This window comes from Hymenobacter tibetensis (genome assembly GCF_022827545.1).
Classification (GTDB): Bacteria; Bacteroidota; Bacteroidia; order Cytophagales; family Hymenobacteraceae; genus Hymenobacter; species Hymenobacter tibetensis.
In genome coordinates this window covers 4,575,124-4,592,244 of sequence record NZ_CP094669.1, presented here as the reverse complement: position 1 = coordinate 4,592,244, position 17,121 = coordinate 4,575,124, and the positions used below count along the sequence as shown (strand labels likewise).

Genomic DNA, 17,121 nt, shown 5'->3' with positions numbered 1-17,121 from the left:
AGTATAATGAAAGCTAGTAAAGCAAAGCCTTTTATAGCAATATGGCGAAAATCCTCAATCGTAGATATTGCTTCTATAATTTTGTATTTTTTCTCCATGACCTGTTTCTTTGGAGCGTAAATTTAACGATTAAAACCAAATGTATGTGCTTTAATCGTTAAGGAAATATAGGACATAAATCATTATGATAAAAACAAAGATTGCTGTATTATAATAAGGTAAGCATGCGTCAAACAAATTGATGCTTTAAGACTATTTTGATAGGTCTATGTGTGTTGCTTTGTAGGTAGCACATCTAAAAAAGAGGAGGGAGTAGCGCTTGATGCACAGGAACGCAAGGGCGTACAGCATATATAATCCAAGCATTGCTTGTCGCTTTTGCAGTTATAGCAGCAGACGTGACAACTACTATGATTGGTCTTATTACCTTTGAAGTATGCCCGAATCGTCCCGCGACATCATTTTGCGCCGCATCCGCGAATCGCTCCAGCAGCCTACTCCGCCTAAGCCCGCGCCCGATTTCACTGCACCCTTGCACCCGCCTGGTAGCGGCGACCTTGCCGTTGCTTTTGCCGAAAGCTTTGTGCGAGTAGGGGGGCAGCTATACTTCTGTGAGTCGGAAGAGCATTTCTACGATCAGCTCTTCACATACAAGAAGGAGAAGCAACTAGAAAACCTCTATGTATGGGAGCCAGAAATAAAAAAGCTACTACACACAGGGGGGCTTGTCTTTCATAAAGACGAAAGCGACTTCGTGGCCCAAGCTGATGCTGGCCTGACTTCATGTGAGGCGTTGATAGCCCGTACGGGTAGCGTCCTGGTTTCGGCCGCTACGAGCAGTGGACGCCGGCTTAGTATCTACCCCGATCAACATCTCGTGCTGGCACGCACTTCGCAGGTGGTAGCCGACATTGGGGATGCCCTACGCAACTTGCAGCTGAAGTATGGGCCTGAGCATCTGCCGTCCATGATTTCGCTCACAACGGGCCCTAGCCGAACGGCTGACATTGAAAAGACTCTTGTGCTCGGTGCTCATGGCCCGCGCAGCCTTGCTCTGTTTTTATTGGATGACGAAACCGCCGCCACGCCTGCCTGAGTTGCTGCTGCCTCCTGGTCGGCGCGTTTATTTTGCTTCTGATTTTCATCTCGGGGTTCCCGATGCTGCCAGTTCACTAGAACGGGAACGGCGCATTGTGCGTTGGCTGGACAGTGTTGCGCCCGATGCCGCCGCCATTTATCTACTCGGCGACATCTTCGATTTCTGGTTTGAATACCGGCACGCTATTCCGCGTGGCTTTATCCGCCTGCAAGGCAAATTGGCCGAACTAACGGATGCTGGCGTGCCGATTACCTTTTTCACCGGCAACCACGATATGTGGATGTTTGACTATTTCACCAAAGAGCTGGGCATTCCTATTTTGCGCCACCCAGTTAGCCAACTCATTGGTGGACGAGAGTTTCACATCGGGCATGGGGATGGGCTAGGACCGAAAGATTACACGTACAAAGTGCTTAAGCGCGTTTTTGCCTCGCCGGTAGCGCAGTGGTTATTTGCTCGGCTGCATCCTAACTTTGGCATTGGGCTGGCCAATGGGTGGAGTCGACGGAGCCGCGTGCAGAACACGCAGAAAGACGAAAAATATTTTGGGGAAGAGGAATGGCTGTTGGTGTATTGCCGGGAGTTGGAAAACTTCTTTCACCACGACTATTACGTGTTTGGCCATCGGCACTTACCCCTTGATGTGGTGGTAGCGCCGGGAAGCAGATATCTGAACCTAGGTGAATGGGTTAATTATTGCTCCTATGGCGTGTATGATGGCACCGATTTGGTTTTGCAGCACTTCGAGAAGAAAGTTCTCACTCCGAAAGCTAAGAGCTGAGCACGGGACGCTCAAGACGGAGAACCGTCATGCAAGGCCAAATGTGAGTAGGCCGATTCAGAAAGCATTGCTTTGTGTATTGCTTCTTGCTTTGCAGGCGCCATTGTGGTGTCAGGCCCAAACCACGGTGCCCACACCGGCATCGGTGGCCCCAGCTGGGCAATCAGCCGCACCTGTGCAAGCGGCCCCTACCAAAGAGCCAGCGGCAGCTTGGAAGCTAGTGAGCTCTATTGCGCTGCCCAAACCAGGGGTTGCGTCGTTGGACCGGCGCGGGACGCTTTATGTGGCCGATGCGCAAAACAACGTGCGCCAGTACGGACCCGATGGCCAGCAGTTGAACACCTACTCGCCTCCGTTGCCAGGTCATGTGGCGCAAATTGAGGCGTGGAACACCACCAAGGTGTTGGTTTTCTACGACGACCGCCAGGAGTTGCTCTTGCTCGACCGGTTTGCCGCTCCTATCAGCCAACTGAATTTGCTTGACTTGCTGGAAGGCACTGCCCGCGCCACTACTCTGTCGCCTAACGACCGGATCTGGCTGCTCAACGAGTCGGACCTGACGTTGCGGCAGTTTGATCCGACGCAGCCCCGTAACACCCGCAATACGCCTCTGGATCTGCTCATCGGCCGCTCCCAGCCCGATTTTCGGTTTCTGCGCGAGTATCAGAACAACCTATACTTGGTTGATCGGGTGAATGGTATTTACGTGTTTGATAACCTGGGTAATTACCGCAAAAAGCTGCCCTTCGCCGGCCTGACCACCATTGGCTTCCGAGGCGACGAGCTGTATTTTTTAGCGGATGGCGCGGTGCAACTCTTCCACCTCTATAACCTCACGCAGCGTACGTTGGCACTACCCTTGCCAGCTACCGAAGTCAAGCAGGTGTTGCTTGGGGAGGGCTACGCCTATATTTTCACGTCGGCTGGCATCCAAGTGTATAAGTTATAGGCAGAAAGCCACAGAGGATTTTACGTCTCCAGATATCAGAATCGTATGGTGTAGCCGCAAAAACAAAGGCATACGGTTCTTTATTTTGCTGCGCAAAAGGCTTGCTACAGCGTATATGTAAGGGTAGGTGCAATTCTGGGTGCGGCTCTCAGGAGGCAGTGGTGTGCGCCTGAATTTAGGTTGGGAGAGGTATGGGGCTAAGCTGAACAATAACCTGGGCTTAAGCCCGTCCGTTAGCTTTCCATCTGGCTTCGGCCACGCCGCTCTTCCACATCCAAAACCTGACCTCGTTATGAAAGCACTCGTGTACCACGGGATGAGAGACGTTCGCGTCGACACCGTAGAAGATCCCAAAATTGAAGACGCCCGCGACGCTATTATCCGGGTCACGAGCACGGCCATCTGCGGTTCCGACTTGCATATCTACAACGGCAGTATCCCACAGCCCCGCCCTATGGTGTTAGGGCACGAGTTTATGGGGATTGTGGAGGAAGTAGGCAAAGGGGTGGGAGGGAAGCTCAAGGTCGGCGACCGAGTGGTAGTACCTTTTCCAATAGCCTGCGGTACCTGCTACTTCTGCAACCACGAGCTGCCGGGCCACTGCGAAAACTCCAACCCCGACCACTACGGCCCCGAAGGCGGCTTGCTCACCGAAAAAGGCGGCGCCCTGTTCGGCTACACCGACATCTATGGCGGCTACAATGGTGGCCAGGCTGAATTTGTGCGCGTACCGTATGCTGACTTCGGCCCACGTGTCATTCCCGATTCATTGACTGACGAGCAGGCGCTGTTTTTGACGGATATTTTTCCTACCGGCTACTCTGGTATCGACTGGGCCGATGTGAAAGGGGGCGAGTTTATTGCCATTTTCGGGTCGGGGCCGGTGGGCATCATGGCGGCCAAATCGGCATGGCTGCGTGGCGCGGCGCGCGTAGTTATCATCGATACCCAGCAGTATCGTCTCGACAAAGCCAAGGCAGCTACCAATTCGGAAATCATTCTGTGGGATAACGCCAAAAATGTAATAGAACAGATCCGGGCCATGAGCGAAGGCCGGGGTGCCGACGTTTGCGTGGAGTGCGTTGGCTTCGAGCCCGACCGGGATTTGCTGGACCGGGCCAAGGCTGTTCTTAACCTGGAAAAAGGCTCCCCCAAGGTGCTAGAAGCGTGCATGAGCGCAGTACGCCGCGGTGGTGTTGTGACGGTGCTGGGTGTGTATAGCTCGCCCTTTGATAACTTCCCGATTCACCAGTTCTTCGATAAGGGCATTACTATCCGAGGTGGTCAAGCGCCCGCGCAAAAGCACATCGATAAGCTTCTGCAGTATGTGATTGAAGGCAAAGTGGTACTCGATGACATCATCTCGCACCGCTTGCCGCTGGCTGAAGCTGCACATGGCTATGATATCTTCCGCAACAAGAAGGACAACTGCTTAAAGGTGGTCTTGACGCCCTAAGCTTGTCTTCGCGTTATAAACACCAAAAAGAGCCTGCTTCAAGCAGGCTCTTTTTGGTTGATGAAAGAGAAACGTGGTACTACTAGGCAATGAGTCATTGATTGGAGAACAGTCGCGAGTTCAATATAACCTGTCTGCCCAGCTTGGCATAGTGAGCAGTTGACATGCGCTGTCGTAAGTCACTGCTGTTTGAATCCCTTGTTGCCAGGTTGGTTGAAGCCACAATCTTGTAGGGCTGGCGGGGGTAAGGCAAGAATGCTGATAGGACATTTCTCTTAACTTTGGAAAAGCCTGTTGAGGTACTCAATTAGTCGGCTATTGGCACAAGACAACTACTCATATATGGCTTATTACGCTATCCGGGGCTGGCTTCGGGGCAGTTTCCTGATTGGCGTAATGCTACTGCTGGCCAGGCCAGCCTTCATGTTGGCTCAGAGCATGCCGACGGCGTTGCCTGATAAGCTGGCACCTACGCTACGGTTGCTGGCGGAGCGCCAAGCAGCAGGAGCCCGGCAAAATGTGCGGGTAAGCGTAACCAACCGACCGGCGTTTATTCAGTGGGCGCAGCAGGAATTGCCGGGCGCGCACGTGCAGGCCGAGCCTACGCAACCGGCGTTGGTGTTGATTTCGGGCTTAACCCACGCGCAACTGCAAGTGGTGTTAGCCTCACCGTTGGTTACGTTTGTGGATGTGCCCAACCGGCCAGCCCACGACGAGCGGCAATTAAACCGCGCCAACCCAACTGTAAACAGCATAGCAGCGGTGCACCGGCGTTATCCTCGAATTACGGGTGAGGGCCTTACGGTGTCAGTAAAAGAGAACATGTTCGACCCAACGGATATTGATTTCAAGGGCCGAGTAGTGGAAGTAAATGCCAATGCTACCCGGTCGGAGCACGCTACCATCATGGCTACGCTTATTGCGGGCGGCGGCAACTCGGCACCGAGCGGCAAAGGGGCTGCTTGGCAAGCCCGCATTGCGTCGGCCGATTATGCCAACCTGCTTCCCGAAGAGGATGCCCTGCTAGCCCGGCAAGGGGTGAGCGTGCAAAACCATTCGTATGGTACGGCCATCGAGAATTATTATGGTCTTGAGTCGCAGGCGTATGATGCGCAAAGCCGGCGGAACCCAACGTTGCTGCATGTTTTCTCGTCTGGCAACTCGGGCAACCAAACCGGTACCATGGGTTCTTATCAGGGCTTAAATAATGTGGCCAACCTGACTGGGCAATTCAAGATGTCGAAGAACACGCTGAGCGTAGGTGCTACCGACGCGTTAGGGCAAGTGGCTCCGCTCAGCTCACGTGGCCCTGCCTACGATGGACGCATCAAGCCGGAACTGGTAGCCTTCGGCGATGATGGTTCTTCCGATGCAGCGGCGCTTATATCGGGTATCAGCTTGCTGGCTCAGCAAGCGTACCGCGACCAGCACAACGGAGCACTTCCTCCGGCATCATTGGTGAAGGCCGCGTTGCTTAATAGCGCCGACGACCTGGGGCGGCCGGAAGTGGATTTTGTAGCCGGCTTTGGGCAAGCTGATGCCCTGGGTACCGTGCGCACGCTGCTCGACGGACGTTATAAAACGGGTGCAGTAGAACAGGGCGAGGTAGAGCAGTTCGTTTTGGTGGCGCCACCTGGTGCGCATCACCTAAAGCTGACCCTCACCTGGACCGACCCCGAAGCCGCTCCCAATGCTCAGCAAGCCCTAATCAATGATTTAGATATCGAGTTGGTTGAACTCACAGACCGGGACGAAAAGCGCTGGTTTCCTTGGGCGCTAAGCTCTTTTCCACATCTCGATTCATTGGCCTTGCCCGCCCGCCGCCGGCCTGATCATCTTAATAACGTAGAGCAGATAACCTTGCCCGCCGCACAAACTAGTAGATATGTGGTGTTGGTGCGCGGCTTCAACGTGGCAGTGGGTCCGCAGGCCTTTAGTGTGGCTTACGAATTCGAAGGAGGCTTGGAGTGGACTCTGCCGCTTCAAACCCGTAGCTTCCAGCCCGGCACTATCGAGCAAGTGCGCTGGCAATGGAGCGGCCCCGCCACCACGGCGCGCCTCGACTTCCGGCCCATAGGGGCTTCTGCCTGGCAAACTATTAGCAGTAGCCTCGACCTAGCGCAGCGTAGCTACGCGTGGGCGGTGCCCACTAGCACCACACTGGCCCAACTTCGCCTCACGACCACCGGCGGTACTGCCTACCTGTCGGATACGTTTGCCATTGCTAGGCCGCTGGCTTTGCAAGTGGGATATGCCTGCGCCGATGAGACATTGCTATACTGGAATCAAGTGCCTGGTGCCACTGGCTACCGGGTATCTCGCCTCGGGGCCAAGCAGCTGGAACCGTTTCTGCTTGCTACCGATACGGCTTTTGTGCTGCCCAAGGCGCAGCAGAATATTTTCACCTACTACGCCGTTGAGCCCGTATTTAGAGCATCAAGTAGTGGGCGAGGTACCACTGTTGATGTGGCCAACACGGGCCTCAACTGCTACCTCCGTTCCTTTGTGCCGCGGCAGACCGTTGCCGACACGGCGCAGTTGCTACTGGAGCTGGGTAGCACTTTCCGCTTGCAGGCAGTGAGTTTGCAGCGCCGAGAGCAGGGCGAGTTCCGTACGATTCAAACTTTGAGTCAGCCCATTGCTCTGTCCTCCCAACTCACCGACCTAGACGCCGCTACGGGCTTCAATGAGTACCGTGTGCTTTTTCAGGATACGCGTGGCCGCGCCTTCTACAGCCAGAATGAGTCGGTGTACGTGGTGCGCCGCAACGACCTGCTGGTGTTTCCGGTGCCCGTAACAGCCGGCGAGCCTCTGCGCATAATAGGGGAGCCCGGGGTATCCTTGCATCTAGAGCTCTACGACGGCCTCGGCCGCGCCCTACGCGAAGCCACAGTGCAAGGCACCATCAATACGTTCGACACGGCCGGCTTGCGTGCTGGGGTGTACCTGCTGCGCGCCCGTACCGCAACGGGCGCCACCATAACGCGCCGCATCATAGTCCTCTAGCACTAGGTGTTTGTGTTGACACACACTGGCAGTATAGCGGTGGCTGCTCGTAGTCGTATTTACACTTCAGCAAGCACCGTATCACGGTGTAGGTAGTGGCCGGTGCGTGAGCCGAATGTTCAACTCAGACAGGCAAAGGCAACAAGAATCGGATGCAGTTGCAAGCAACAAAAAGCCCTCCCCAACCGGTGTAGGCTGAGAAGGGCTCCTAGTAGCTTAAGTTAGTTCAGGAAGCTCCGAAAACTATTAATACAGATAGTTGAGAGCCGTACGGTCGTTGGAATTGAAAGGCCGGTTGGCGCCTGAGCCAATGCAGGCCAGCATCCAAGAGCTTGGATCAGGGCCGGAAGGGGTGCCTGGTACCAGTACCGCGCCCACAGTGCTAGCGCCCTCGTTGGTGTATTGTCCGCCGCAGCTATACGAGCGGTCAGCGTAGTCGGTGTGGCGGAAGCCGATGCAGTGGCCCACTTCGTGCGCTAGAATAGTAGCAATGTACGTGGAGGCATTGGCCGTGCCAATGGCGCCAGAGTTAACCTGCACTTGGCCGTACGGGTTGCCACCGGAAGGGAAGCCTGCTGAAGCCAAATAACCCGAGCCAGCAGGAGCAGCCGTCAGGACGATGCTGCCACCGGAGGTGACGCGCGCAAAGCGCAGACGTAGGTTCTCGGCATTGTAGCGCCGGATCAGCTCGTCGGTGGCCGTGATATACGCCGATGGCAGGCTGGTAGAAACCCGGATGGTTATGGTGCGAGTGCCACCTGAAGTGCTAACCAAGTTGTTGGTGCGGTACTGCTCGTCTTGGCCTACACGCAGCATAGAATACTCTGGCGTGCTGCTAAGCATCTCGTCAGTCAGCAGAATGTCACCTTCCACCAAGATGCCGCCTTCCACTTTCTGTGCTTCCTGAGTGCTAAATCCGAGAGACTGAATCTGCGTTAGATTTTCTTCTGAAATTTCATTTTTGGCTACCACCTCCTGCTTCTTTTCGCAGGATGACAGAGCCATAGTAGCGCCCATCAGGAGCGCTAAGGGGGCGAGTAATTGATTTTTTTTCATGGTTTGGTTGGTTTGGTTGTGGAGAAAAAGAGCAATTGATGTTGAAAAAGTAGGTATTTGTTATCGATACTTCAAAATATAACTAGATATATTGACATAATTATACACGTCCGCTGATTTAGGAATATGCCAATTCATTATAATAATTGTGCGTTTCCAATGAATAGGAGCCATTATGAAGCCCGGATGAAGAATGAAAAAAGTATAATCTGTAGAGCGCGGAATTAAACATAGTATTACTTGAATAATACAGTAGAGGTGCTTGTCATGGCAGCAAATAGTTGTCGGATTTTCGGCAAGCGCGCCCCGCTTCTGAATTCTGTATCTTTGTAGAAACCGGTTTTTCGCGGCGCCCAGCGCTGCTTCACTATATAGATACTTACATCAGTGGCTTGTACTTCCTGCTCTTCTGGCGGCGGCTGCTCTACTACTACCTCGGGCTGTGGCTCGAAAGGAAGCTGTAGCAGCGGCTGTACCCGCCTTAATGTGTTCGACTGGCTCCAGGATCTGGATACCCCCAGCGACTTCAAAGGCTTTGATATCGTCGAAATCCGCTTTAAGGGCGGCCGTAAAGACTTTTACCGTAATACGCACCACCTGCCCCTAGTCACCGGCGACGCCGTAGTGGTAGAAGCGGGTGGCAATGGCTGGCATCTAGGGCACGTTTCGCTGAAAGGCGAGTTGGTGCGTCTGCAAATGAAAAAGAAGAAGGTGCCCCTCGATTCCAAGGACATCCACAACATTCTGCGGGTAGCTACCGAGCAGGACGTGGAGCGCTGGAACGCCGTGCGTGACCTGGAAACAGGCACTATGTTCCGCGCACGGACCGTAGTAGACGAGCTGCGCCTGCGCATGAAGCTCTCCGACGTGGAATACCAAGCCGACCGCACCCGCGCGACGTTCTTCTACTCGGCCGAAGACCGGGTGGATTTTCGGGACTTGATCAAACGCCTCGCCGACGAGTTTCGAGTGCGAGTGGAAATGCGCCAGATTTCGTTGCGCCACGAAGCTGGCCGCCTCGGTGGTATCGGCGTGTGTGGCCGTGAGCTATGCTGCTCCACATGGCTAACCGACTTTAAAAGCGTGAGCACGACAGCGGCCCGCTACCAGAACCTAAGCCTGAATCCAGCGAAGCTTTCGGGGCAGTGCGGCCGTCTGAAATGCTGCCTCAACTACGAGCTGGACACCTACCTCGACGCGCTGAAAGACATTCCGCAGGTGCAGCGTCCGCTCCAAACCGAGAAAGGCGACTACGTGCTGCAAAAGACCGACATCTTTAAAAAGAAGATGTGGTTTGCAGTGCGCGGCGACAACAACTGGGTGGTGCTGCCAACCGAGCGGGTGCGCGAAGTGCTGGAAATGAACAAGCGTGGCGAGAAAGTGGAAACGCTATTAGTGCCCGTGCGAGAAGAAGAAAAGGCACCTGAAGTAACGGCCATTGTGGAAGGCTCGTTGGAGCGCCTCGACGACAAAATCAAAGCCAGCAAACGCAGCAAGCGCGGCAAAAAGAAAAACAAGTCCGAAGAAACCGTCGGGCTAGCTCCGCGCGACAGCGCCGCTCCGCAGGTTGCCCCCGTTGCTCGCCCTGCCGCTACCGCTCGTCCGGCAACAACTGAAGACGCTGGCACAACTCCTGCTGGCGAAGAAACCCGCCGCCCACGCGGTGCTGCTGCCCGGCCTCTAAACCGGCGCAACAACCGCAACCGTTCCGGCAACGCTGGTGATGGTTCGCGCGCGGAAGGCTCGCCTCGCAACGCTGAGGGCCGGCGCAATGCGGCCGAACCTGGCAAGCCAGCGGGTGGCCCTACCGAGCCCCGGCAACCCCGGCAAGGCAATGAGCGGCGCGGTGGCCGGGGCGCTTCGGCGTCCGGAGATGCTGCTCCAAACCGTCCTGATGGAGCCGACAACAGTGCCAACCGGCCGCCCCGGGAAGGTGGACGCTCGGGCCGTCGTGGTGGTCGTCGGTCGGAGGGTGGGGCTGCTGGTCCGTCTTCTCCATCTCCCGCTGCTTCCTGATTCGTTGACGCCCATGCTTAAGCTGTTTCGTCTGTTGCCGGCCTTCGGGCTGGCCTTCACTCTGCTGTTAACTGCCTGCGACCAAAACCAAGTGTATGAGAAGAATATCGACTTCGATAAATACACCTGGTCGGTGCGGCAGAAGCCTGCTTTCACCTTCGACATTGCGGATACCACGCAACGATACGATGTGTATTTCAACATCCGCAATGCCTCCGACTACGGGTACTACAACCTGTATGTGAAGCACACGCTCACCGACCCGGCCAACAAGCAGGTGTCGCAGTTGCTGCATCAGATGCTACTCATGGATGCGCAGACGGGTGAGCCCCGCGGCAAAGGCACCGGCGACATCTACGACCACCAGTTTCTGGCGCTGCCCAACCAAAAGTTTCAGCGGGCCGGAACCTACAAAATCGTGCTGGAACAGTACATGCGCCAAGACCAGCTGCCGGGCCTGATGGCAGTGGGCGTGCGGGTGGCCAAAGCGGCGGCCCCTCAGCCGTAAGATGTTCTGTTATGGGTGCCGGAGCCTTTGACAGGAGGCTTCAAGCCTAGGATACAGTATATGATACAAAAAGCAACGCCCTGGCTGATCAGCCAGGGCGTTGCTTTTTGCGCAAAGCAAAAGTGCTTACACCGCAATGCGCTCCACCTTCACGGCATTCAGGCCTTTTTTGCCCTCGATAACCTCAAACGAAACCCGGTCGTTTTCACGGATTTCATGGATTAGCCCCGTCTGATGCACAAAGATATCTTGGCTATTTTCGTCCTGAATAATAAAACCAAATCCTTTGGCTTCATTGTAGAACTTTACTTTACCGGTTTTCATAAGGGTAATAAGGTTGTTTGGGTAGTGGAAAGGGTAAAAAGATGTGGGTAAATCTAAGGTGTATTTCGGAACTCACCCAATCCAAAAAGGCGAAGCCCAACCTCAAGCCCGGCGTAAGCGTAGCAGTAAGTACTTAACAGCGCCCGCCGTGGCAGAACCCGCAGCCGCTGTTTCACTCCCTGCCTTTCTCGCTCATGGAACCTCACAACACCCCCGCTCCCGACCATACCACGCCACCCGCTCCCAACTTTGCGCCGCAGGAGGTGCCGGGCAGTGAAGCCAGCAACAGCATTTCTGATGCGTACGCCGACGAAGACCGCACCGAAAACCAGCAGGCTAGTCCCGGCCGTGGCGAATTCGGCCCGCAAGGCGCTGGCCACACCCAAGGTGGCTACGGCAACCAATACCGCGCCGATGAAGTGTACGGCGGAAAAATAACGTCGGCGCCACCCACGCGTGGCAGCTACGACGGCGGCAAAGCCGAACTCAATACCGCTACCGATACCAGTACCCCGACCAACCGCAGCACCAGTGCCTTCGGTACCCAGCCCGAAACCCCTCCAGAAGGCTCCACCGTTTCGCCGGATTACGCCAACGACAACGACGCGCCGCAACATACTGGCGGTGGCTACAGTGAAGACTACGGCAAGTCATCATTAGCGGGTGGCACTGCTACCAACGCGGGTGCCAACCTAACCGGCCAGCGCAACCAAGACGATGGCTACCTGCCCGCCGACTCCAAAGAAGAAGCTGCCACGCCTGGTGGCTTCCAAGCCGACCCTGCACCAGTACCCAACCAGCCCGCCGTAGCGGGTAGCAACGAGCACACCAAGTCTGATGTCGCCCGCGACGCCGACGAGTCGCGCACGGGGTATGTGCGCACCGACGGCGAGGAGAGCGAGCAAGGCAGCGTGAGCACGGGTATCGGTAGCCGCGGTGGTTCTTACAACGACCCAACCGGCCCCAAGTCAGACGCGCCCGGCCAAACCGGCCCGCAGAACACCGAGCCGAAAGCGCAATAACACCTGCTTTCGTAAGCGCAGCCTGCTGTGGGTTATTGTCTCACGTAGGCAGAGGCCTCCAACCGAAAATTGTTCTACGGTTTCAGTTGGAGGCCTTTTTGGTGGCATCCACCTTCTGAGTGGCCTGGTAGATGCGGCCTTTTTCGTTGCTGAAAACAAGGGTGGTGTTGTCGAGAAATTCCAGGGCTTCGGTCTGGCCGGAACTAGGAATAGCCAAGCAGCTTTTCTGGCCATCGAAGAGGCGGCGGCCGGGCTGCCGCTCTATTAAGTAGAGGTGGCCGTAGCCAAGTAAGGCCACCGTGCGGCTGTCAGGACTGAGGGCGGCTGCCGTTATCCAGGTGTTGATTTTGATGCTGTCGAGTAGCGTGGCCACATGATAACCCGGGCGAGCGGGCAGGGAGTACAGTTTCACCCAATTGCCTTTGCCCCGGTTCTTGGTGAACAGATACAGGCTGTCTTGGTGGTAGTAAAATGCTTCGCAGTCGAAGTTGCGCGCACTCTTGCGGGGTGGAAAGTCGCGCTGGTCGGGGTAGCGGAAACTGATGGTATCAATCTGGCGCAGATTAGGACCCGCAAGGCGGTAGATGGCCAAGTTGCGGCGCTTGTTCTGGTTGTTGCCGAAGTCGCCGATGAAGATGCGGCCGTCGTCGTCGTGGGTTAAGTCTTCCCAGTCGATGTTGACCAGGGGAGTGAGGTCAAGTGTTTGCAGCAAGTCGCCTTGCGGCGTGACTTTGTAAAGGCTGGCGGCAGTGCCTCCGTCGCCGTGCGTCCAAAGGTCGCCCATGTCGTTGGCCAGGGCAAAGCCCGAGCTTTCTACAAGTATGGTCTTCGACATTTTGCCTACTTGTCGCACGGTATAGTCTTGTCGCACGCGGGAAAAGTCGCCCCGTCCCTCGTTCTGCGCACACCCGCATATCACGGATTGCAGAAACACTAGAAGAGGAAACAGTTTATCGCGCAGCAAAAAGAACATAATGGAACAACGAGGTGAGAAAGGACAACAGAGAAGAGGCAAGGTAGTTGGCGGCGCCACTTTCAAGAGAAATGGCGTTCCATCTACCTCACCCGTGCGTAGCAATACGCGAAGACCCGCTTCGCGGCTCACATTCTCGTTTTTACCTGGGCTCTGCTCGCCTTCGTGCTCTCTTATTTGAGGACCAGATACGGCTGTAGTTTCACCAGCGTCGCCTCGTCGAGGATACGGATCTGACGAAGGTCGGTGGGGTGGCGGAAAGGCCCGTGTTGCTGCCGGAACGCCACTACCACCCGCGCCAGCCGCTTGCCCAAGTACGGGTGCGCCTGTAGCGTTTCGAAGGGTGCGTTGTTGATGTCAATAAGCTCAGGAGTGAAGCCGGAGCGCACGAAGGTGTACTTGCGTAAGCTGTCCACCAGGTCGGGCGCATCACGTAGGCTGTAGATTTCACGCAACTGGTCTTCGAGCAGGAAACCGCCCAGCCGCTGCCGGTACTCCACCACCCGCGCCGAAAGGCCCCGCCCAATCCCCCGAATCTGCATCAGTTGAGTGGTATCGGCGGAGTTGAGGTCGAAAGGCTGTAGGTTGCGGGGTTTGCGGGCAAACTTGCCAACGGGGGCGCCATCGGGCTGGGCTGTAAAGCCACTACCAGCGGCAGAAGGATAACGGCTGGCAGTGGCGCGAGCTTCGCGGGGCGGTAGCATCTCCGGCAGTTGCATGTAGGGCGCCAGCCGCGCGTACGTGGTATCGGAGAGGCCGTAGGCCTTACGAATCTGCTCTTTGGCCCGGAAGCCACCCACTACGTCGCGGTACTTCACCAGCCGTTTGGCCAGCCATTCCGGCAGGCCACGGGCTTGCCAGTCTATGGTCGTGAAGCTGTTGGGGTCGAAGGGGGCCAGGGGCACTTGTGGCACCCGGACCCGTGCCGGGTACGTACGCCGCGGATAGCGGCTGGTGCCCGCAAAGGAGGGTCGTGCTTGGCGTTGAGCAGCTAGCTCAGCTGCCAACGTGTTCAGTTGCTGCTGATCGGGCGTTGGATCATAGGTAGCGAGGCGTGGGCGTAGCAGTGCTGGCAGAAACAAAAGGCCAATCAACAGCCCCAGCAACACCACAAAGCCCGAGGTTTCGCGGCGTGAAAACCCAAAATAGCGGCGGAGCCAACGGCTAGGCTTCATATAGACACTTAATATGGATAGGTACTCAATAGCAATACATAGCAACCAATAAGAAAAACAGCACGGCACCTGCCGTTCAGCCCAAGAGCGTGGCCTGCGCTACTTCGCGTTGCGCCGTGCTTATCTTCTGATTTTCACGTCCACGTCGTAGCGGTAGCGGGGCGGACCACCCAGGGGAATGGCGAAGAATGGCAAGGCCACATCATATTGGTCGGTGACGTAGAATACTAGGTCGTTGCCTTCCTTGGTAAGAGAGGTAAGGCGCATGTCCAGCGAAAGGCCGTGCTCTTTTTCACTGATGGGATGCACGCTCCGAGCCCACACATTGTCTTGACTCACCTCGGCAGGGTGCCCATTTTTCGCTACGCTGAATATCTTGATGCCCACGTCGCCGTCGAGGTCGAAGTTGCTTTGGCGGATGCTGACCACCCGGTCGTTAACGAATGGGTAGAGGTGCGTGATGGCGCGCCGCTGCGGTACGAGGCGAAAGGCATACTCGTAGGTGAAGGCATTGCCCCCTTCCACCGCAATGTTCTGCGTGGGGCTGGTGCTGAGGAAGTAGCGGTACAGGTTGCCATCGTCACCAGATTTGCCTTGGGCAATCAGCTTGAATACATACCCATCGAACTCGGGTACCAATTCTCCTTCCAGCGGGTTAAGCGGCCCGAACGTGTACCACTTGCCATCATACGCTTTATCAACGCCAAACTTCACTTGCTTGAGCAGCGTGCCCGACCGAAACGCACCCTTGGGTTCGGTGGCCCGGGCATCGGGGCCGGAGTGCGCACCCGTGCCGCCGTACAAGCTGAATTCGGTGGTAGTGTTCCAATTAAAGCGCATTTCGTCGAACTGCCCGCCGCAGTCGGGGTCAAAGACGCGGATGTAGACGGGCTGGCGGTTCTGCTTCGGAATCAGGAAAAAGAACGTTTGCGTGAAGTCGTCGTCACCCCAGCTTTTGTCGGCTTGCGCCCCAAACGTAACGAGGGAGGCAATATTCTCGCCGGGATTGGGCACGGCCTGGGCTAGCACCGACCCGTTTCGGAGCAGGGGTAGCAGCAGGCAAAAGATGAAAAACTGGAAGGCACGCATGGCAGCAAGATACCGGGATTTCGAGATGATTCCGCCGACTGTTGCCAGCATAATTGCCGATGCCGATTGAGGCCCGTATCATTACGTAGTTGTTCGCTCGCTCCTGTACCGTCGCCCTCACCTCGTATGAGCCAAACCTCCCTTCGCACAGTCGATTTCTTCGATGCTTTGAGCGCCGACATCACCCGGTTGCGCGAAATCACCCAACGCCGGTTCCGGCCCCTTACCGACGACCAGCTCAACCGCCGTCCGGGGCCCGGCAAATGGAGCGTTGGACAGTGTTTGGAGCATCTTAATATTGTGGGCGGGCGCTACTTACCTACTATCACGCGCAAGCTTCAGCAAGCCAAAGAACGCGGCAGCACCCCCGCCGAAACCGTACGGCACGGCTTCATCGGGCGCAAAATGACGGAGGCAATGCGTACGCCACCGAGCCAGAAAGCAATGAAATCGCCGCAGCAATATGCCCCTAGCGGGTCGCGGCTGCCCCGCACGGTGGTGGAGGTGTTTATCCGCCAGCTCGACGAGCTGGAAGGGCTGTTGGCACAGGCCCGCCGCGTCAACGCCAACGCCATTCGTATTCCGAACCCAATTATACCACTGCTTTACCCGCGTCTCACAGACGTATCGGAAATGCTGGTCGAGCACATCAAGCGCCATATAGCGCAGGCCGAGCGGGTGTTAGATGGCAAGCCCACAGCGTAAGCATAGGCAGACAAGTGAAGCGGCGAGGGCCCAGCCGTAGCGCTACACCCGAGTCCCCGCTACGTCACTTGCCTGCACCAAACAGATAAGCAAGCGAAAGCTGTATAGTGCGGTCTTTGATACTGCCTTTGCTGTCGGGATTAGAGCTGTTTGAGCGAATGTTTGAAAGACCCAACATGTAGCCTAGCTGCGCTTGAATGGGACCTGCTTTGTAGCCGATGCCACCGTTCAGACCTGCATTTATGCGTTTGTAATAGGTTTTGTCTACGGTTTCGTCCTGCTCGTCAGCAAATTGCACGGTATAGTCATCCTTTCTCGAGTAGCGGTTGACTACGCCTCCGATACCTGTTTCCTCATACTCCGTTTCGCCTTTGTACTTGCCGTTCAAGCCAATGCTTATGTAAGGGCCCGCAAAGAGTTGGAAGCCTTGTTCGCCCGTCAGCGAGTATACCACATTCAGCGGCACTTCAAGGTAGTTAAACAGGACATCAGCTTCTGTTTTGTAGCTGAACGTACCTCCCAATACCACTGGAGAGCCACTGTCCTCCACTTTGAAGCCCTTTCGCGCAAAGAGGAGAGACGGTTGCACCGACAGCTTGCCGAACTGCACATTACCCATAATGCCAGCTTGCCCTATCACCTTGGGCTTGGTGCCCAGACCGGAACTGTGATGCATATTGGCTAAGCCCAGGCCCACGCGCGGCCCAACCGTAATCTGGGCCTGCGCAATGGTAATGGCCGACAGCAGCGTGGCTGGCAGCAATAGCGTTTTCAGTAAGGTGTGCGTCATAGAAGGCGTGGCAGGGAAGTAGGGAGTACGGAAAGTAACGAAGGATAAAATTCAATATTGAGCGTATTGGATGCGAAAAGAAAAATAAAGACTGCCTACACAAACTAAATGACAACGATGTGTGGAATCTTGCTTTAGCCGGCATCTATCTATTACCACTTTGTCTTGCTTC

15 protein-coding genes are annotated in these 17,121 nt (G+C 55.8%); 9 read left to right on the top strand and 6 right to left on the bottom strand.

What is annotated here, in order from left to right; translation table 11 throughout:
- Nucleotides 1-436 precede the first annotated feature (436 nt).
- From MTX78_RS18380 to MTX78_RS18360, 5 genes are all read left to right on the top strand, one after another.
- A complete protein-coding gene (locus MTX78_RS18380; protein ID WP_243797265.1) occupies nt 437-1,096 on the top strand; it encodes a LutC/YkgG family protein in 660 nt (219 codons plus the stop codon).
- Nucleotides 1,068-1,880 (top strand): UDP-2,3-diacylglucosamine diphosphatase, encoded by an 813-nt coding sequence (locus tag MTX78_RS18375; protein WP_243797264.1) that lies wholly within the window; start codon nt 1,068-1,070, stop codon nt 1,878-1,880. The genes MTX78_RS18380 and MTX78_RS18375 overlap by 29 nt, the downstream gene beginning before the upstream one ends.
- A 79-nt stretch (nt 1,881-1,959) precedes the next feature.
- On the top strand, nt 1,960-2,829 hold the full coding sequence (locus tag MTX78_RS18370; RefSeq protein WP_243797262.1) for a hypothetical protein: 870 nt from the start codon (nt 1,960-1,962) through the stop codon (nt 2,827-2,829).
- Nucleotides 2,830-3,121: 292 nt separating this feature from the next.
- Nucleotides 3,122-4,285, top strand: a complete 1,164-nt coding sequence (locus MTX78_RS18365; protein ID WP_243797261.1) for a zinc-dependent alcohol dehydrogenase — start codon at nt 3,122-3,124, stop codon at nt 4,283-4,285.
- A gap of 342 nt (nt 4,286-4,627) precedes the next feature.
- Nucleotides 4,628-7,291, top strand: a complete 2,664-nt coding sequence (locus tag MTX78_RS18360) for a S8 family serine peptidase (protein WP_243797259.1) — start codon at nt 4,628-4,630, stop codon at nt 7,289-7,291.
- Between the two features lie 246 nt (nt 7,292-7,537).
- Here MTX78_RS18360 and MTX78_RS18355 read toward each other — a convergent pair whose 3' ends face one another.
- Nucleotides 7,538-8,347, bottom strand: a complete 810-nt coding sequence (locus MTX78_RS18355; RefSeq protein WP_243797258.1) for a M57 family metalloprotease — start codon at nt 8,345-8,347, stop codon at nt 7,538-7,540.
- 486 nt (nt 8,348-8,833) lie between these two features.
- On the opposite strand from MTX78_RS18355, the gene ricT reads away from it, so the two are divergent.
- Together ricT and MTX78_RS18345 are read left to right on the top strand one after the other, a co-directional pair.
- Entirely contained in the window at nt 8,834-10,363 is a 1,530-nt protein-coding gene (gene ricT, locus MTX78_RS18350; protein ID WP_243797256.1) for a regulatory iron-sulfur-containing complex subunit RicT, read from the top strand.
- A gap of 13 nt (nt 10,364-10,376) precedes the next feature.
- Complete coding sequence (locus MTX78_RS18345; RefSeq protein WP_243797255.1) at nt 10,377-10,871, top strand: gliding motility lipoprotein GldH; 495 nt, start codon at nt 10,377-10,379, stop codon at nt 10,869-10,871.
- Between the two features lie 126 nt (nt 10,872-10,997).
- Here the strand turns inward: MTX78_RS18345 and MTX78_RS18340 are convergent, their stop codons facing one another.
- Nucleotides 10,998-11,195, bottom strand: coding sequence for a cold-shock protein (locus MTX78_RS18340; RefSeq protein WP_243797253.1), 198 nt, complete (start codon nt 11,193-11,195; stop codon nt 10,998-11,000).
- A gap of 194 nt (nt 11,196-11,389) precedes the next feature.
- On the opposite strand from MTX78_RS18340, the gene MTX78_RS18335 reads away from it, so the two are divergent.
- Complete coding sequence (locus MTX78_RS18335) at nt 11,390-12,217, top strand: hypothetical protein (RefSeq protein WP_243797252.1); 828 nt, start codon at nt 11,390-11,392, stop codon at nt 12,215-12,217.
- An 82-nt stretch (nt 12,218-12,299) separates the two neighbouring features.
- Here the strand turns inward: MTX78_RS18335 and MTX78_RS18330 are convergent, their stop codons facing one another.
- From MTX78_RS18330 to MTX78_RS18320, 3 genes are all read right to left on the bottom strand, one after another.
- Nucleotides 12,300-13,052, bottom strand: coding sequence for an SdiA-regulated/phytase-like domain-containing protein (locus MTX78_RS18330; protein WP_243797250.1), 753 nt, complete (start codon nt 13,050-13,052; stop codon nt 12,300-12,302).
- A gap of 311 nt (nt 13,053-13,363) precedes the next feature.
- Nucleotides 13,364-14,365: a ComEA family DNA-binding protein gene (locus MTX78_RS18325; protein ID WP_243797249.1), complete on the bottom strand. Its 1,002-nt coding sequence runs from the start codon at nt 14,363-14,365 to the stop codon at nt 13,364-13,366.
- A gap of 120 nt (nt 14,366-14,485) precedes the next feature.
- Nucleotides 14,486-15,454 (bottom strand): hypothetical protein, encoded by a 969-nt coding sequence (locus MTX78_RS18320; RefSeq protein WP_243797248.1) that lies wholly within the window; start codon nt 15,452-15,454, stop codon nt 14,486-14,488.
- A 126-nt stretch (nt 15,455-15,580) separates the two neighbouring features.
- Here MTX78_RS18320 and MTX78_RS18315 point away from each other — a divergent pair, with 126 nt between their 5' ends.
- Nucleotides 15,581-16,159 (top strand): DinB family protein, encoded by a 579-nt coding sequence (locus tag MTX78_RS18315; protein ID WP_243797246.1) that lies wholly within the window; start codon nt 15,581-15,583, stop codon nt 16,157-16,159.
- Between the two features lie 64 nt (nt 16,160-16,223).
- Here the strand turns inward: MTX78_RS18315 and MTX78_RS18310 are convergent, their stop codons facing one another.
- Complete coding sequence (locus MTX78_RS18310; protein ID WP_243797244.1) at nt 16,224-16,949, bottom strand: porin family protein; 726 nt, start codon at nt 16,947-16,949, stop codon at nt 16,224-16,226.
- Between the last annotated feature and the right edge of the window lie 172 nt (nt 16,950-17,121).

What these genes read in the sequence shown, in the direction of transcription:
- MTX78_RS18360 (WP_243797259.1), top strand. Translation starts at nt 4,628, where the DNA reads ATGGCTTATTACGCTATCCGGGGCTGGCTTCGGGGCAGTTTCCTGATT.
- MTX78_RS18380 (WP_243797265.1), top strand. Translation starts at nt 437, where the DNA reads ATGCCCGAATCGTCCCGCGACATCATTTTGCGCCGCATCCGCGAATCG.
- MTX78_RS18320 (WP_243797248.1), bottom strand. Translation starts at nt 15,454, where the DNA reads ATGCGTGCCTTCCAGTTTTTCATCTTTTGCCTGCTGCTACCCCTGCTC.
- MTX78_RS18335 (WP_243797252.1), top strand. Translation starts at nt 11,390, where the DNA reads ATGGAACCTCACAACACCCCCGCTCCCGACCATACCACGCCACCCGCT.
- MTX78_RS18315 (WP_243797246.1), top strand. Translation starts at nt 15,581, where the DNA reads ATGAGCCAAACCTCCCTTCGCACAGTCGATTTCTTCGATGCTTTGAGC.
- MTX78_RS18340 (WP_243797253.1), bottom strand. Translation starts at nt 11,195, where the DNA reads ATGAAAACCGGTAAAGTAAAGTTCTACAATGAAGCCAAAGGATTTGGT.
- MTX78_RS18375 (WP_243797264.1), top strand. Translation starts at nt 1,068, where the DNA reads ATGACGAAACCGCCGCCACGCCTGCCTGAGTTGCTGCTGCCTCCTGGT.
- MTX78_RS18325 (WP_243797249.1), bottom strand. Translation starts at nt 14,365, where the DNA reads ATGAAGCCTAGCCGTTGGCTCCGCCGCTATTTTGGGTTTTCACGCCGC.
- MTX78_RS18345 (WP_243797255.1), top strand. Translation starts at nt 10,377, where the DNA reads ATGCTTAAGCTGTTTCGTCTGTTGCCGGCCTTCGGGCTGGCCTTCACT.
- MTX78_RS18310 (WP_243797244.1), bottom strand. Translation starts at nt 16,949, where the DNA reads ATGACGCACACCTTACTGAAAACGCTATTGCTGCCAGCCACGCTGCTG.
- MTX78_RS18330 (WP_243797250.1), bottom strand. Translation starts at nt 13,052, where the DNA reads ATGTCGAAGACCATACTTGTAGAAAGCTCGGGCTTTGCCCTGGCCAAC.
- MTX78_RS18365 (WP_243797261.1), top strand. Translation starts at nt 3,122, where the DNA reads ATGAAAGCACTCGTGTACCACGGGATGAGAGACGTTCGCGTCGACACC.
- MTX78_RS18355 (WP_243797258.1), bottom strand. Translation starts at nt 8,347, where the DNA reads ATGAAAAAAAATCAATTACTCGCCCCCTTAGCGCTCCTGATGGGCGCT.